At 72.8% G+C, this 16,017-nt stretch carries 9 protein-coding genes; 5 read left to right on the top strand and 4 right to left on the bottom strand.

The window, feature by feature from the left end; genetic code table 11:
• The first annotated feature begins 196 nt into the window (after positions 1-196).
• The 3 genes from VE546_RS18640 (at position 197) to VE546_RS18630 (ending at position 6,519) form a co-directional block, all read left to right on the top strand.
• Positions 197-676: a carboxymuconolactone decarboxylase family protein gene (locus VE546_RS18640; RefSeq protein WP_324923759.1), complete on the top strand. Its 480-nt coding sequence runs from the start codon at positions 197-199 to the stop codon at positions 674-676.
• A gap of 217 nt (positions 677-893) precedes the next feature.
• Positions 894-4,724, top strand: a complete 3,831-nt coding sequence (locus VE546_RS18635) for a GH92 family glycosyl hydrolase (RefSeq protein WP_324923757.1) — start codon at positions 894-896, stop codon at positions 4,722-4,724.
• Between the two features lie 250 nt (positions 4,725-4,974).
• Entirely contained in the window at positions 4,975-6,519 is a 1,545-nt protein-coding gene (locus VE546_RS18630; RefSeq protein ID WP_324923755.1) for an amino acid permease, read from the top strand.
• A gap of 237 nt (positions 6,520-6,756) precedes the next feature.
• Here VE546_RS18630 and VE546_RS18625 read toward each other — a convergent pair whose 3' ends face one another.
• Positions 6,757-7,320 carry a snapalysin family zinc-dependent metalloprotease gene (locus VE546_RS18625; protein WP_324923753.1) on the bottom strand — a complete coding sequence of 188 codons (564 nt, stop codon included), beginning with the start codon at positions 7,318-7,320 and terminating at the stop codon, positions 6,757-6,759.
• Between the two features lie 347 nt (positions 7,321-7,667).
• Positions 7,668-8,318 carry a hypothetical protein gene (locus VE546_RS18620; protein WP_324923751.1) on the bottom strand — a complete coding sequence of 217 codons (651 nt, stop codon included), beginning with the start codon at positions 8,316-8,318 and terminating at the stop codon, positions 7,668-7,670.
• Positions 8,319-9,215: 897 nt separating this feature from the next.
• On the opposite strand from VE546_RS18620, the gene glgC reads away from it, so the two are divergent.
• Positions 9,216-10,436: a glucose-1-phosphate adenylyltransferase gene (glgC, locus tag VE546_RS18615; RefSeq protein WP_324923796.1), complete on the top strand. Its 1,221-nt coding sequence runs from the start codon at positions 9,216-9,218 to the stop codon at positions 10,434-10,436.
• Positions 10,437-10,541: 105 nt separating this feature from the next.
• On the opposite strand, the gene VE546_RS18610 is transcribed toward glgC, so the two are convergent.
• Complete coding sequence (locus VE546_RS18610) at positions 10,542-12,329, bottom strand: glycosyl hydrolase (RefSeq protein WP_324923749.1); 1,788 nt, start codon at positions 12,327-12,329, stop codon at positions 10,542-10,544.
• Between the two features lie 202 nt (positions 12,330-12,531).
• Complete coding sequence (locus VE546_RS18605; protein ID WP_324923747.1) at positions 12,532-13,002, bottom strand: hypothetical protein; 471 nt, start codon at positions 13,000-13,002, stop codon at positions 12,532-12,534.
• A 329-nt stretch (positions 13,003-13,331) separates the two neighbouring features.
• Between VE546_RS18605 and VE546_RS18600 the strand changes: the two genes are divergently transcribed.
• Positions 13,332-15,974, top strand: a complete 2,643-nt coding sequence (locus VE546_RS18600) for a helix-turn-helix transcriptional regulator (protein ID WP_324923745.1) — start codon at positions 13,332-13,334, stop codon at positions 15,972-15,974.
• Positions 15,975-16,017: the final 43 nt, after the last annotated feature.

The raw sequence follows: 16,017 nt of genomic DNA, 5'->3' as shown, positions 1-16,017 counted from the left end.
CTGACTCCTGCCTGTTCGCCGCCGACCGTGACGCACACAAGACGCCGGTCCCCACCGCTGTGTGACGCCCGTGAACGGTGGCGCACGTCACACGACCCGGCTGTCACAGGGATCGGGGCGGCGGCATCTCCATGTCCGTCACGATGCCGTGCGGACGGTCCGCGCGGCGCACGACTCCACGAGTGAGGACGAAGGCATGGAACCTCGTTTCAACCTGTTCGACAGCCCGACCGCCGCGAAGATCGCCAAGCGGTTCTACACCGTCTCGTCGGTCCTGGAGCAGTCGACGCTGCCGAAGGCCCTGCGGGAGCTGGTGGAGCTGCGGGTCGGCCAGATCAACGGCTGCGGTTTCTGTGTCGACGTCCACACCAAGGAGGCCGCTGCCGCCGGGGAAACCGCGCTCCGGCTCAACCTGGTCGCCGCCTGGCGCCACAGCACCGTGTTCACCGAGGCCGAGCGGGCCGCGCTGGCGCTGGCCGAGGAGGGCACCCGGCTCGGCGACCACGGCGTGTCCGACGAGACCTGGGCCGAGGTGCGCAAGCACTACGACGATGACCAGGTCGGTGCGTTGGTCTGCCTGGTCTCCCTGATCAACGCGGCCACCCGGATGAACGTGATCGTGCACAACCCGGGGGGTTCGTACGAGCCCGGCATGTTCGCCGGCCTGTCGAGCTGACCGGCAGGCGAATCCGGTCCGGCCCGGGATCACCCGGTCCGGGCCGGGTCCGCCCGTCGGCGTCGAACGGTACGGTGCCCGGCCGGCGGGGCGGTGATCCCGGCCGTTTCCCGTCCGCCCCGTCAGCACCCTTGACACCGTCCTGCACTTGCCTCCCTACTGTTCAGTGCAAAGGCACCTATGACAACGTTGTCTAGGCTGAGGAGGCCAGCCTCGTATGCCCCGTACGCAGCGCAGAAGACCCCGGCACGGTTTCCGGGACGGGCAGGGACCCGCGGCCGCAGTGGCCGCGGCGGCCCTCGCCCTCGCGGTCGCCGTCCCCGGATCGGCCGTCGCCCTGCCGGCCCAACCGGCCGCCCCCGACCGGGAGTTCGCCTCCTCCTTCGAGAGCGGCGAGCCGCAGCCCGACTGGCGCAACACCGTCGAGACCGGCCCGGACGGCACCAAGCGGGCCTCCGGCGTCAACGGCGGCTACGCCAGCGGCATCCCGGGCAATGTGAGCGACCGGATCACCGAGGTCCGGGCGAGCGCCGAGTACCCCGCCGCCGGCGAGGTGAAGGAGAACCTCGTCGACGGTGAGAAGACGACGAAGTGGCTCGCTTTCGAGTCCACCGCCTGGCTCGAATTCGACTTCGACGAACCCGTCAAGGTCGTGACGTACGCGCTCACCTCCGCCAATGACGCACAGGAGCGGGATCCGAAGGACTGGACGCTGAAGGGCTCCGCGGACGGGGAGGAGTGGACGACCCTCGACACCCGCGAGGACCAGGACTTCCCCGACCGCCTCCAGACCAGGACGTACGACATCTCCGCCGGTGAGGCGTTCCGCCACTACCGCCTGGAGATCACCGCCAACTCCGGCGCGGGGCTGACCCAGCTCGCCGAGGTCCAGTTCTCCGACGGCGACACCTCCGAGCCCACCCCCGACGACATGCGCAGCCAGGTCGACCGCGGCCCGACGGGCTCCCCCACCGCCAAGGCCAACGCCGGCTTCACCGGCACGCGGGCCCTGCGCTACTCCGGCACCCACGAGGGCGAGGGCCGCGCCTACTCGTACAACAAGGTCTTCGACGTCAACACGGCGGTCAGGCGGGACACCGTGCTGTCCTACCGGGTCTTCCCGTCGATGCCGGAGACGGACCTCGACTACCCGGCCACGCACGTCGCCGTGGACCTGGCGTTCACCGACGGCACGTACCTGAGCGGGCTGAGGGCCGTCGACCAGCACGGCGCCCTCCTCACCCCGCAGGGCCAGGCCGCTTCCAAGACGCTGTACGTCAACCAGTGGAACCACAAGGAGTCCCGGATCGGTTCGGTGGCCGCGGGCAAGGTCGTCGACCGGGTCCTGGTCGCCTACGACTCGCCCAAGGGCCCGGCGAAGTTCCGCGGCTGGATCGACGACGTGTCGATCGCCCCGAAGGCCCCGCCGAAGCGGCCCGCCCACGTGTCGGACTACGCGGTCACCACCCGCGGCACCAACTCCAGCGGCGGTTTCTCCCGCGGCAACACCTTCCCGGCCACGGCGGTCCCGCACGGCTTCAACTTCTGGACCCCGGTCACCAACGCCGCCTCCACCAGTTGGCTGTACGACTACGCGCGCGCCAACAACGACGACAACCTGCCGGAGATCCAGGCGTTCAGCGCCAGCCACGAACCGAGCCCGTGGATGGGCGACCGGCAGACCTTCCAGGTCATGCCGTCCGCGGCCGGGGGCACGCCGGACACCTCGCGCGAGGGCCGGGCGCTGGCCTTCCGGCACGAGAACGAGACCGCCAGACCGCACTACTACGGCGTGACGTTCGAGAACGGGCTGAAGGCCGAGATGACGCCGACCGACCACGCCGCCCTGATGCGCTTCACCTACCCGGGCGACGACGCGAGCGTCGTCTTCGACAACGTCTCCGACACCGCGGCCGGGCTCACCCTGGACGAGGAGAACGGGGTGGTGACCGGGTACTCGGACGTCAAGAGCGGCCTGTCGACGGGCGCCACGCGCCTGTTCGTGTACGGCGTCTTCGACGCCCCGGTGACCGACGGCGCGTCCTTTGGCCCCCGCGGCCACCTGCGCTTCGACGCGGGCGGGGACCGGAGGGTGGAGCTGCGCCTGGCCACCTCGCTGATCAGCGTGGAGCAGGCCCGGAAGAACCTGGAGCAGGAGATCCCGGCCGGCACCTCCTTCGCCGAGGTGATGAGGGACGCCCGGGCCCAGTGGGACTCCCTGCTGTCGCGGGTGACGGTGGAGGGCGCCGACCACGACCAGCTCACCACGCTCTACTCCAACCTGTACCGGCTGTACCTGTACCCGAACTCCGGCTTCGAGAAGGTGGACGGGACCTACAAGTACGCCAGCCCGTTCTCGCCGCAGACCGGTCCGGACACGCCGACGCACACCGGCGCGAAGATCGTCGAGGGCAAGGTCTACGTCAACAACGGCTTCTGGGACACCTACCGGACCACCTGGCCGGCGTACTCCTTCCTGACCCCGGGGAAGGCCGGCGAGCTGGTCGACGGGTTCGTCCAGCAGTACAAGGACGGCGGCTGGATCTCCCGCTGGTCCTCCCCCGGCTACGCCGACCTGATGACCGGCACCTCCTCGGACGTCGCGTTCGCCGACGCGTACGTCAAGGGCGTCGACTTCGACGCGGAGGCGGCGTACGAGGCGGCGCTGAAGAACGCCACCGTGGTGCCGCCGTCCTCGGGCGTCGGGCGCAAGGGCATGGAGACCTCGACGTTCCTCGGCTACGCCTCCACCGCCACCCACGAGGGCCTGTCGTGGTCGCTGGAGGGCTACCTCAACGACTACGGCATCTCCGAGATGGCCAGGGCGCTGCACGAGAGGACCGGCAAGAAGCGGTACGCCGAGGAGGCCGAGTACTTCCGCAACCGCGCCCTGAACTACACCAAGCTGTTCGACTCCAGGGCCGGCTTCTTCCAGGGCCGCGACCTGAAGGGCGACTGGCGGGTGGACTCCGAGAAGTACGACCCGCGGGTGTGGGGCCACGACTACACGGAGACCAACGGCTGGGGCTACGCCTTCACCGCGCCGCAGGACTCCCGCGGCCTGGCCAACCTGTACGGCGGGCGCAGGGGCCTGGCCGAGAAGCTGGACACCTACTTCGCCACCCCGGAGACCGCCTCCCCCGAGTTCGTCGGCTCCTACGGCGGCGTCATCCACGAGATGACCGAGGCCCGGGACGTGCGGATGGGCATGTACGGGCACAGCAACCAGGTCGCCCACCACGTGACGTACATGTACAACGCGGCCGGGCAGCCCTGGAAGACGCAGGAGAAGGTCCGCGAGGTGCTCTCCCGGCTGTACATCGGCAGCGAGATCGGGCAGGGCTACCACGGCGACGAGGACAACGGCGAGCAGTCGGCCTGGTACCTCTTCTCCGCGCTCGGCTTCTACCCGCTGGTCATGGGCAGCGGGGAGTACACGATCGGCTCGCCGCTGTTCACCAAGGCGACCGTGCGCATGGACAACGGCCGCACGCTGGTGGTCAAGGCGCCGAGGAACAGCGCGGAGAACATCTACGTGCAGGGGCTGAAGGTCAACGGCAAGCGCTGGTCGTCCACGGCGATCGACCACTCGGTCCTCGCCAGGGGCGGCGTGCTGGAGTTCGAGATGGGCCCCAGGCCCTCCGCGTGGGGCACCGGCGAGAACGCGGGTCCGGTCTCCATCACCCGCGGCGACGAGGTCCCGGCGCCCCGCGACGACGCCCTGACCGGCTCCGGGCCGCTGTTCGACGACTCCTCGGCGACCACCGCGGCCGCCGGGACGGTCGAGCTGCCGGTGGACGGGGACGTGCGGGCGGTGCAGTACACGCTGACCTCCGCGGGCCGCGCCGAGGCCCCCTCCGGGTGGGTGCTGCAGGGCTCGTCGGACGGCACCGGGTGGACGGACCTGGACCGGCGCACCGGCCAGTCGTTCGCCTGGGACCGGCAGACCCGGGTGTTCACGGTGGACGCCCCCGGCACCTACCGGAAGTACCGGCTGGTGCTGGACGGCTCCGGCGGCACGCTCGCGGAGGTGGAGCTGCTGTCGTAGCGGCGGCGGGGTCCCGCGCGGGCTCCGTGCGGGACCCCGCGGCGGCCGGTGGGCCCCTCCGTCCCCGGGGCCCTACGGAAGCCGCCGTCCTCCCGGTCGAAACCGGACCGGGCGGCGCATGGCGCGGGTCGGCCGGGGCACCTGTACGGGTGGGTCCGACCGGCCCATCCGCGTGAACCCACCCGTACGGCGCCGCTCCGGACCACCGTGGTCCCGATCATGGGTCCACGACGAACGCGGAGGTGCGCCGGTGAGTACGCAATACGGAAAGGGACCGGACGCCGGGAACGGCTCACGAGGCCTCTTCAGGAGCAAGACGGTCGAGCAGTCCATCGCGGACACCGAGGAGCCGGAGCACGCGCTCAAACGGTCCCTGTCCGCCCTCGACCTCACGGTGTTCGGCGTCGGCGTCATCATCGGCACCGGGATCTTCGTCCTCACCGGCGCGGTCGCGAAGGAGACCGCGGGACCGGCCACCGCGATCGCCTTCGTGGTGGCCGGTGTCGTCTGCGCACTGGCGGCCCTGTGCTACGCGGAGTTCGCCTCCACGATGCCGGTGGCCGGGTCCGCGTACACCTTCTCCTACGCCTCGCTCGGCGAGCTGCCCGCCTGGATCATCGGCTGGGACCTGGTGCTGGAGTTCGCCCTGGGCACGGCCGTGGTCGCCGTCGGCTGGTCCGGTTACGTCCGCTCGCTGCTGGACAACGCGGGCTGGCAACTGCCCGAGGGGCTGCGCGGACCCGACGCCGCCGAGGGCTTCAGCTTCGACATCCTCGCCGCCCTCCTCGTCCTGGTCCTCACCGCCATCCTGGTGCTGGGGATGAAGCTGTCCGCCCGTGTCACCTCGCTGGTCGTCGTGATCAAGGTGTCGGTGGTGCTGATCGTCATCATCGCCGGCGCCTTCTTCGTCGACGCCCGCAACTACTCGCCGTTCATCCCGGACGCGCAGCAGGTGCCCGCGGGCGAGGGGCTCGCCTCACCCCTCATCCAGGTGCTGTTCGGCTACGCCCCGACCAACTTCGGCGTGATGGGCATCTTCACGGCCGCCTCCATCGTCTTCTTCGCCTTCATCGGCTTCGACATCGTGGCGACCGCGGCGGAGGAGACCAGGAACCCGCAGCGGGACCTGCCGCGCGGCATCCTCGGTTCCCTGTTCATCTGCACCGTCCTCTACGTCGCCGTCTCGATCGTCGTCACCGGCATGCAGCACTACTCCCGGCTCTCCGTGGACGCCCCGCTCGCCAACGCGTTCAAGGAGACCGGCCACCCGTTCTTCGCCGGTGTCATCAGCTTCGGCGCCGCGGTCGGCCTCACCACCGTCTGCATGATCCTGCTGCTCGGGCAGACCCGCGTCTTCTTCGCGATGAGCCGGGACGGGCTGCTGCCGCGGTTCTTCTCCCGCGTCCACCCGACGTTCAAGACGCCCCACCGGCCGACCATCCTGCTCGGCGTGCTGATCGCGGCCCTCGCCGGCTTCACCAGCCTGACCGAGCTCGCGGAACTGGTGAACATCGGCACGCTCTTCGCCTTCGTCGTCGTGGCGCTCAGCGTCCTCGTCCTCCGGCGCACCCGCCCCGACCTGCACCGCGCCTTCCGCGCTCCCCTGGTCCCGTGGATCCCGCTGCTGTCGGTGGCGGCCTCGCTGTGGCTGATGCTCAACCTGCCGGCCGAGACCTGGCTGCGGTTCGCCATCTGGATGGCGGCCGGCTTCCTGATCTACTTCCTGTACGGGCGCGGGCACAGCCGGCTCGCCAGGCCGCGGCAGCGTGAGGGGGTGGGCGCGCCCGGTTCCTGACCGCCCGGTACCCGACCGCGCCCTGGGGGGCGCAGCGCCGGCGCCGGGCGGCGCCGGCCCGTCACCGCGGATGCGGCGGATGCGGCGCCGGGCCCCGGAGCCGTGATGGCTCCGGGGCCCGGCACTGTCAGCGGTGGCGGGCGGCGCGGCCGGGCGAGGGGTTCCGCGCCGCTCCCGGCCGGCACGTCCGGGTGGCGTCCGCCGTACGCGCGGCCACGGGCTTCCTCCGCCCGCGCGTCAGTCCACGATCACCGCGTTGCGCGGCACTCCCGCCGGCCAGGAGAACGCACCACCGAAGTTGTCCTCGACCTCCGCCCTCTCCGCCGCGTTCGGATACGGGTTCTTGCACGCGGTCCCGGCGCTGGAACCGGACATCAGGCTCGAGCAGGGGCCGGGCTTGCGGTCCGGCAGGCCCAGGATGTGGCCGAGTTCGTGGGCGGAGATCCGGACCGTGTCGTAGCCCTGGTCGACGGCCTGCCGCCCGATGTAGACGGTTCCGTTGCCCAGGGTGGTGGGGAGGGCCCGGGGCCAGCCGTTGTCGGCCAGGATCCGTATGTTGGCGCGCTGCCCGGCCGCGACCGGCCGCAGTTCGACGCTGTCGACGCTCTCGTTCCAGATGGCCGCGCCCCGGTCGACGGCGGCCCTGAACTCCGCGGAGGCGCTTGCGTCGTAGGTGAGTATCCGTGCCGCGGCGGCGCGGTGTTCGGTGGTGGCGGGGGCGGCGGTGGCCTGGCCGCCCACCAGGGGGAAGGTCACCGCCAGGGCGGCGGCGAGACCGCGTACGAGCGCGCGGACGTGCATGGTCGACCTCCTTGTGGGGGAAAGGAAGGCGTGTGCATGACACACCTCAGGCTCCCTGCCCACGGGAAGCGGACGCCAATCCGTCAATCGGCGGGGTCTCCGCGGCCACCCCTTCGGGGCCGTGCGGGAAGGTCCCGCACCGGCAGCCGTCCACGGAAGGCCGTACGGAGCGCGGTCGGGCCGGACGCGGCGCACCGCCCCGCACGGCGCCGCCTTTCCGCGCGCAGCCGGCCCAGGACGCGGCCCGGCTCCCCGGGCGTCCGCCTCCGCTGCGCGGCCGGGCCCGACGCGTACGGGGGCGGGCCACCGCCCGGCCCTGACCGGCCGGACGGTGGCCCGACGCGGACTCACTCGGAGGAACGCCGGGCGAGGTTCACCTGCAGGTCCTCGCGGATGTAGATCTCGATGTACTCGTACAGCCACGGTTCGTCCGCGAGCCGGGAGAAGTGGCTGATCAGACCCTCACGCGTGGTCCGGTCGTCGGTGAGGTTGGCCACCCGCCACAGGGACAGCGGCCGCGACTCGGTCCCGCCGACCGCGTGCTCCACGTGGAAGAGGGGCTGGATGGTGTCGGCCTTCACCAGGTTCCCCTCGTCGTCGACGGATTCCGCCGCCCCGATGAAGGTCACCTTCTGCGCCGCCGGGTCGAGCCGGACCTGCTCCAGGACCAGGCCGTACGGGACGGGGTCGAGCCACGGGTGCTGCAGCGAGGCACGGACGAAGGTCTCCACCCCGTCGCGGTCCGCCGGCTGCTCCCCCCAGATCCTGACGCTGCCCTTGCGCATGACGGAGGGCAGGTAGCGGTCGGGGTTCCGGGCCTTGCGCACCTCCATGTCCCACAGCATGGTGCGGGTCATCGTGAAGGGCTCGGTGGTGCGGTAGTGATCGGCGATCACCTGGTTGACGTCGAGCGGGGGAAGCTCCGAGGGCACGTAGGCCGGATCGGTCCAGGCCCGCTCGAACTCCTTCTCGTGATCGAGGGGGGCGTTCGGGTTCATGGTGGGCTCCTGAGTTGGCTCGGTGACAGGCCGGCTGAGGGCAGGAGGCCTCGGAGGGAGCGAGGGGAGGCGTCCTGCCGCCGACCGGCTTCCTCACACCTGCTCCGCCATGGGGGCGCGGAGAGGTCGGGGGAGGGAGGGTCAGCCGCGGGCACCCGGAGACGGTGCGCGGACGCCGGTCCCGGCCGACTGGACGACGGCCGGGGCGGGACGGCTGTGGGCCGGTGCGGTCCGCGGGTTCCGGAGCCGGGTGCCGCCGGGCACCCGCGTGCGGCCGGCGCGCGCCGCCCCGCGACCCGGACCGCCCCGGCCGGTGCGGGTGTGGTCGTGCGAGAAGGCGGCGGGGGCGGCGGTGACGGCCGGAGCGAGGGCCCCGTCCGCCGGGGCGGCGTTGCTCCCGGCCGCACGCGCGAGCTTCGACACTGACGCTCTCCTTGTGGAAATGCCGGTTGTGCCAGCAGGAACAGCGATCAGACAGACAGGACATCCGGCGCTTTTCGCTCCGATGTCCTGTCCGGGAGAGAGCCTGTCAGACGCCGCCCCTCAAGCCGAGAGGTGAATCCTTTTGATGTCCGGATCAATGCGCTTACTGACGCTTACGCAAGTCTTGACGGCGAAGAATTTACTTGGTACATACCCAACCTTTACAGATTCCTGGTGCGGCCGACGCGCGGCGAGCCGGCTGCTCGCCGCTTCGGTGAGGGCGGCACGGCCGGACGGGAGCGGACCGTCGGCGCGGCCGGCCGGGGCGCGGCCGCGCGGCGCGCCGCCGAGGTGTACGAGGCCGCCCCGGAGGGGTACGGCCACGGCAGACGGCGGGACGGCCCGGACGGGCGTAGACGGCCGCGGAGCGGGCAGGAGGAATGCGCCGGCTCGGGCGGCGGGAAAGGGGCGGCGATGCGACGCGGCGGACCTTCGGTGCTGGGAATCGTGCTGGCCGGCGGTGAGGGCAAGCGTCTGATGCCGCTCACGTCCGACCGCGCCAAGCCCGCGGTCGTCTTCGGTGGGACGTACCGCCTGGTCGACTTCGTGCTGTCCAACCTCGTCAACGGCGACATCCTGCGGATCTGCGTCCTGACGCAGTACAAGTCGCACTCGCTCGACCGGCACATCACCACCACCTGGCGGATGTCGAGCCTGCTCGGCAACTACGTCACGCCCGTCCCGGCGCAGCAGCGGCTCGGCCCGCGCTGGTACCTGGGCAGCGCCGACGCGATCCTGCAGTCCCTCAACCTGGTCCACGACGAACAGCCCGACCACATCGCGGTGTTCGGCGCCGACCACGTCTACCGCATGGACCCGCGGCAGATGCTCCGGCAGCACATCGACAGCGGTGCCGGCGTGACCGTCGCGGGAATCCGGGTGCCGCGCGCCGAGTCCCCGTCGTTCGGCGTGATCACGCCGGGGGCCGACGGACGCACCGTCGAGGGCTTCCTGGAGAAGCCCGCCGATCCGCCCGGCCTCCCGGACGACCCCGACCGCATCTTCGCTTCCATGGGCAACTACATCTTCACCACCAAGGCCCTGGTGGAGGCGCTGTACGAGGACGCCAGGAACGAGGACTCGGCGCACGACATGGGCGGTTCCATCCTGCCGATGCTCACCGAGCGCGGCGAGGCGCAACTGTACGACTTCGGCGACAACCACGTCCCCGGGGAGACCGCCCGCGACCAGGGGTACTGGCGTGACGTGGGCACCCTCGACGCGTACTACGACGCCCACATGGACCTGATCGCCGAGCGGCCCGCCTTCAACCTGTACAACCGCGACTGGCCCATCTACACCCACTCCGCCCAGCTCTCGCCCGCCCGGTTCGGCGCCGGGGGCTTCGCCGGCGAGTCCATCATCAGCGCGGGCTGCCTGATCCGCGGCCAGGTCACCCGGTCGGTCCTCTCGCCCGGCGTGGTGGTGGAGGAAGGGGCGGTGGTGCAGGGCTCCGTCCTCCACGACCACGTCCGTGTGGGGCGCGGCGCGGTCGTCAGGGGCGCGATCCTGGACAAGTACGTCGACGTGCCGCCCGGCGCCACGATCGGGGTGAACCCGCAGCGCGACCGGGAGCTGTACTCCGTCTCGAAGAACGGCGTCGTGGCGCTGGGCAAGGGGCAGCGCGTCTCGTGACTCCCGTGCGCCCTTCGCCGTCCTCGTGCCGGCGTGCAGCCGTCGAGGGCGGCGAAGGTCGGTGCCGGAGGTTCCGGCGGGGCCGGAAACCCCGCCGGAGGGGGCCTACCGGGACTGGCAACTCAGCGACGGCGACAGCGCCGCCGGACCGGCGGCCCCCCAGACGAGGTAGAAGGAGGTCTCCTCGCCGGGCTCCAGGGCGGCGTTCCAGCCGAGGGACCTGGCCGACCAGCCGGTCTCCGTGGTCTCCAGCCGGGCGTTCCAGTGGCCGTCCAGCGGCACGCCGGCCGCGCGGTTGGCGCCCACCCGCCAGCCGGACAGGGGCTCCTCGCCGTCGTTGGCGACCGTGACCCGGACCAGCCGGCCGTCGTCCCAGTCGCCGAGGACCTCCCAGTCGGCGGTGCAGCCCCCGTGGCGGGTGACGTCGCCCAGCTCGTCGAGGGTGATGACGTCCTCGTGGTGGTAGACGTGCTCCAGGTGCTCCCGCGAGTTGGTGACGCCGTCGTTGACGAAGCCGCCGCTCCAGGTCGTGAAGTAGCTCCAGTCCACCTGGTAGGCGCGCATCAGGTCGGGGTCCGGGATGGGCCCGTTCTCGCTGAGGGCGACCGGCTTGGTGTCGTCCACCAGCTCCACCAGCCGTTCGTACGCCCCGCTCTGGGGGCTGTGGTCGCCGGCGGGCGGGTAGGTGTCGGCGCTGACGACGTCGACCACGTCGTCGCCCGGGTACCAGGCGGGGTCCAGGGAGTTCCACACCCACAGCAGGTTGTGCAGGCCGTGGTGGTGGACCATCCGGTCGTACATCAGCCGGTACAGCTCCTTGGCCGGTCCCGGGCCCTTCGCCCCCCACCAGAACCAGCCGCCCTCCGCCTCGTGGAGGGGCCGCCACAGCACGGGGACGCCCGCGTCCTGGAGCCGGGAGAGCTGGGCGGCGATGGCGTCGATGTCCCGGAGCAGGAGCCGGTACTCCTCGGAGGAGGGGTCGGCGAGGGCGGCGGCCACGTCGAAGGTGGTCGCGTCGGTGTAGAAGCCGCGCCACCACTCCTTGCCGCCCGGTTCGTCGATCAGTCCGGCGGGGGCGTTCCAGTGCCAGACGAACGCGTTGACGCCGCCGCGCTCGTGCCAGGCCAGGGCGTTCTCCACCTCCCGCGAGGAGGTGCCGCGCTCCACCCGGCTCGGGGAGTAGTCCATCATGTCCAGGCCCGCGATGGCCGGGGCGCGGTGCACGTTCTCCTCGAGCCAGGCGATGGAGGCCATGTCCTGCTGGCCGCTGAGGGTGCGCTCGCCGTAGTTGTCGGCGAGGTAGCGCAGCAGGGACCGCGCCTCGGGCGTGGCCTGCGGGTCCACCGGGACGCCGCCGACCCGGTGCGGGCCGCGCGGCGGCGTGGGGCTGAGGCTGATGGCGTCGATCTGGTACCAGCCCCAGTTGCTGCGGAGGGTGACGGTGTTCTCGCCGGGTTCGAGCAGGACCCGGCCGGCGTCGGCGGTGGTGAAGACGTCCGACTCGGCGAGCGGGACGTCGCCCGCGCCCTTGCCGTTGAGCAGCAGCGAGGTGACCTTGGCCCCGTAGGGCGCACGGTAGTGGACCGTCAGGTCGTACAGGCCGCCCGGGCTGTCCGGAACGGTGATGGTCACCTGGTCGTCGGCCGCGTCGAAGCCCTCCACGTACCCGGTGCCCGAGAAGCCGGGCGCGGAGGAGCCGACGGTGACGCCCCGCAACTCGCCGTCCTCCGCCTCGTGGAGGGCGGAGCCGCCGGAGGGGGCCGCGGGCTGGGCGTGTGCGGTGCCGGGCAGTGCGGCGGCGAGCAGGCACCCCGCCAGGGCGGTGGCCAGCCGCCATACGCGGCGGCCCGGTCTCCGGCGGGCCCGTGGTGTGGAGGTCGGTGGTGTGGGCATCGGCGCGGCCTTCCTGGGCGTCGGCGACACGGACATGGGAGCGCTCCCATTTACGAGGGGCATCGTCTGCGTGTCAACACCGGCCGCAGCCGCTCCGCGGAGCCGCCGCCCGCCCGGGCCGGCCGTCCCCGGGAGGGACGGCCGGCCGCTGCGCCCGTGGCGAGGACGCCCGCGAGACGCGGGCGTCCTCGACGGCGCGGGCTCAGCCGAGCGGCAGGACCTGGTAGGTGAGCGTGTAGCTGTAGTCGTCGCTCTTGGTGATCCTGGCGATGTTGGTGCTGCCGACCCGGCTGTCGTTGAGCTCGAACGTGCCCAGCTTGTCGTCCGGGTCGAGGTAGTCCGTGTCCTGTTCCCACAGCTCCACCGCCAGGGGCACGCCGCCCTCGAAGATGAACCGCTCCGGGTCGATGTTGCTGTAGTCGACGGTGCCCCGCTCCGTGCACTTCGAGGTCGGCACGACCACTCCCCCGTCGAGCTTGAGGTACACCTCGTCCTCGCCGCTCTCGGATATGTTGACGCAGCGGAGGGTCAGCAACTGGACCTTGTACAGCTCGCCGGGCACGAGCGCGGCCGACTCCGCCGCCGCGGCCGCCGGCACCGCCGTCCCGAACACCGCCCCGAGGCCGACAGCCGTGGCAGCGACCCGGCGGAACATGGTGGAACGCCTACTCATCTTCTTCCCCCTTGGAAGAGCACTGGTGGTCGAGCGCCGGCGGGCCGAGGAGCGGCGCGTCCCGGCGCAGCCCCTACCCTGTGCGCTGCGCGGTCCCCGGCATAGAGCAGTCGGCTACTCCATTGCGGCGCGGGCGTTGCCCCAGGTGCGGAGGACCGCCCTCCGGACGCGGACCCTCCGGTGGGGCCCGGTTCCGGCCGGACGACATCACGATCGTTTCCGGTCAAGCCTCCGGGACGCCCTTGCGCCCGGTGCGCCGGCTGGCAGTCTCGTGCGCGGGAGGGGCGCGCGGCAGGGGGCCGCACGCCTGCTGCCACGGGGGACAGAACATGATCGCCGACGCATGGGGGAAGGGCCTGCCGTTCGCCGGCCGGGCCGGGGAGCTGGACGCGCTGGAGCGGGCCCTGAGACGGTCCGACTGCCGGGCGGCCGTCATCAGCGGACCGCCCGGGGTCGGCAGGAGTCGTCTGGCCGACGAGTTCCTGGCACGGGCCGGGGGCCGCGGCGGCCACCGCACCGTACGCGTCCAGGCCACGCACACCGCCCGGCCCCTGCCGCTGTCGGCCCTGGCCCCCCTGCTGCCCTCGTCGGCGTACGTGGAGGACACGGCCCGGTTCCTCCACGAGGTCCGCCGCGGCATGGCCGCCCACCGCGCCGACACCGGCACCCGTACCGTCCTGGTGGTGGACGACGTCCACCACCTCGACGACACCTCACTGGCACTGCTCTGCCTGCTGCTCGGTGACAACACCGTCTTCCTGACGGCGACGCTGCCCGACGGCGCCGACTGGCCCGACGTGCTGCGTTCCCTGTGGCGCCAGGACCGGTTGCGGCACGTCCCGCTGTCCGCGCTGGGGGAAGGGGACAGCGGGCAACTGCTGCGCGCGGCCGTCGGCGGACCGATCGCCGCACCGGCGCTGCGGGCGGTGTGGGAGACCGGGCAGGGCAACCCCCTGTGCATGCGGGAGGTGCTGCGCACGGCGCTCGCCGAGGACCGGCTGGTCCGCGTCCACGGGGTGTGGTGCCTCGCACGGCCCCTCGCGCCCGTCGCACCGGCCGTCTCCCACGACGAACGGCTCGGTTCCCTGCCGCCCGCCCAGCACACCCTGCTGGAGCTGCTGGCCGTGGCCGGGCCGATCGGGCTGCGGGACGCCCTGGCGCACGTCACGGCGGCCGGGCTGGCCGAACTGGAGGAACGGCGGCTGATCGTCGCCCGCGTCGAGGGCCGCCGCGAACGCGTCGCCCTCGCGCACCCCCTCGACGCCCAGTTCCTGCGCGCCGGGATCACCCGGCTGCGCGCCCGCGAACTCCTCCTCGACCAGGCCGCACGGGTGCGCCGCCACGGGGCCCGGCGCGCCGAGGACGTGCTGTCCCTGGCCCGGTGGGAACTCGACGCCACCGGTACCGCCGACCCGTCCCTGCTGGTGCGGGCGGCCGCCCTGGCCCTGAACGCCGACGACGTCGACACCATGTGCCGGCTGGCCCGCGCCGCCCTGCTCCACGGCCCCCATGCGCAGGCCGGGCTGATGCTCGGCGAGGCGCTGGGCCAGCGCGGGGAGTTCACCGAGGGGATCGCCGTCCTGGAGAGCGCCTTCGAGGCGGCCCGGGGGCCGGAGATCGACGCCGCCGCGCTGGCACTGGCCGTCAACCTCTTCTACGGCCCCGGTGACCTCGGCCGTGCCCTGGCCGTCCTGGACGAGGCCGCCCGCCGCCGCGGTCCCTCCCCCGCCCTGGCCGCCTGGCAGGCGACCCTGCTCACCGCCGCCGGCCGTACGGCGCAGGCCCACGGCGTCCTCGGCTCCTGGCCGGCCCAGGACTCCGCCCGGCCCACCCCGGGCGGAGTCCTGCTGCTGCAGGCCCGCCTCCGTGTCGAACTCGGGCAGGCCCGGGCCGAGGACGCGATCCGCACCGGTCACGCCGTGTACGCCGCCCACACCGCCCTGGCCGAACGCACCGCCGTGTACTACCCCGCCCGCAGCCTCTACCTCCTGGCGGCCGCCCAGCTCGAGGCCGGGCGCATCGACGAGGCCGACCGCACCGCGCGCGAGGGTTTGGACGCCCTGCTGCGTTCGCCCGTACCCGCCCTCGTGGTCTGGTTCGGCTGGGTGCGCGGGAGGATCGCCCTCGACGCGGGACGGGTCGCCGACGCGGCCGCCCACTTCCGCGAGGCCCGCGCCCAGGCGCACCTGTACGGCCACCGGTTCGCCGAGCAGCGGGCCCTGGCCGGTCTCGTCCTCGCCGACGCCTGCGCCGGCCGGGTCGGTCCGGCGTCGGCCGACCTCGCCGCCGTGGCCGCCGACCCCGCCACCCCCCTGCGCCAGGCGGACACCGTGCGGGCCCACGCCTGGGCCCTGCACTGCCAGGGCCACCACCGCGCGGCGGCGGACACCCTGCGCACCGGCGTCGAGCAGGCCCTGTCGGCCGGGGAGCCGGCTGCCGCCACGGTCCTCCAGCACGACCTGCTGCGGTGGGGAGCCGAGGACGCCGCCGACCTGCTGGTCACCCTCGCGGACCGGGGGCAGGGGGCCTTCGCGGCCGCCCGCGCCGCTCACGCCCGGGCCCTCGCCCTCCGCGACGGGCGGGCACTGACCGCGGCCGCCGACCAGTGGGCCGGCCTGGGCGCCCTGCTGCTCGCCGCCGAAACCCTCGCCCAGGCCGCCCGGGCCTTCGCCGCGTCCGGCACCCCGGCCGGTGACTCCGCCGCGAAACAGGCCACCGTCCGGGCCCTGGCCCTGAAGCAGCGCTGCCCCGGCGCGGCCACCCCGCCCCTGGCGGCCCTGTCGCCGGCCGCGGACCTCAGCCTGCGGGAGCGGGAGATCGCCCTGCTGGCCGCGGGGGGACACACCAGCAAGCAGATCGCGGCCCAGTGCGGACTGTCGGTGCGGACCGTCGACAACACCCTCGGCCGTGCCTACCGCAAGCTGGGGATCAACGACCGGTCCGGACTCCGCCGCGTGCTGACCCACTCCTGACCCGTTCCCGACCGGTTCCGGGCCCTCCCCTTCCGGGCAGCCG

This window comes from Streptomyces sp. (assembly GCF_035644915.1).
Taxonomy (GTDB): domain Bacteria; phylum Actinomycetota; class Actinomycetes; order Streptomycetales; family Streptomycetaceae; genus Streptomyces.
This window is presented reverse-complemented; position numbering and strand designations above follow the sequence as displayed.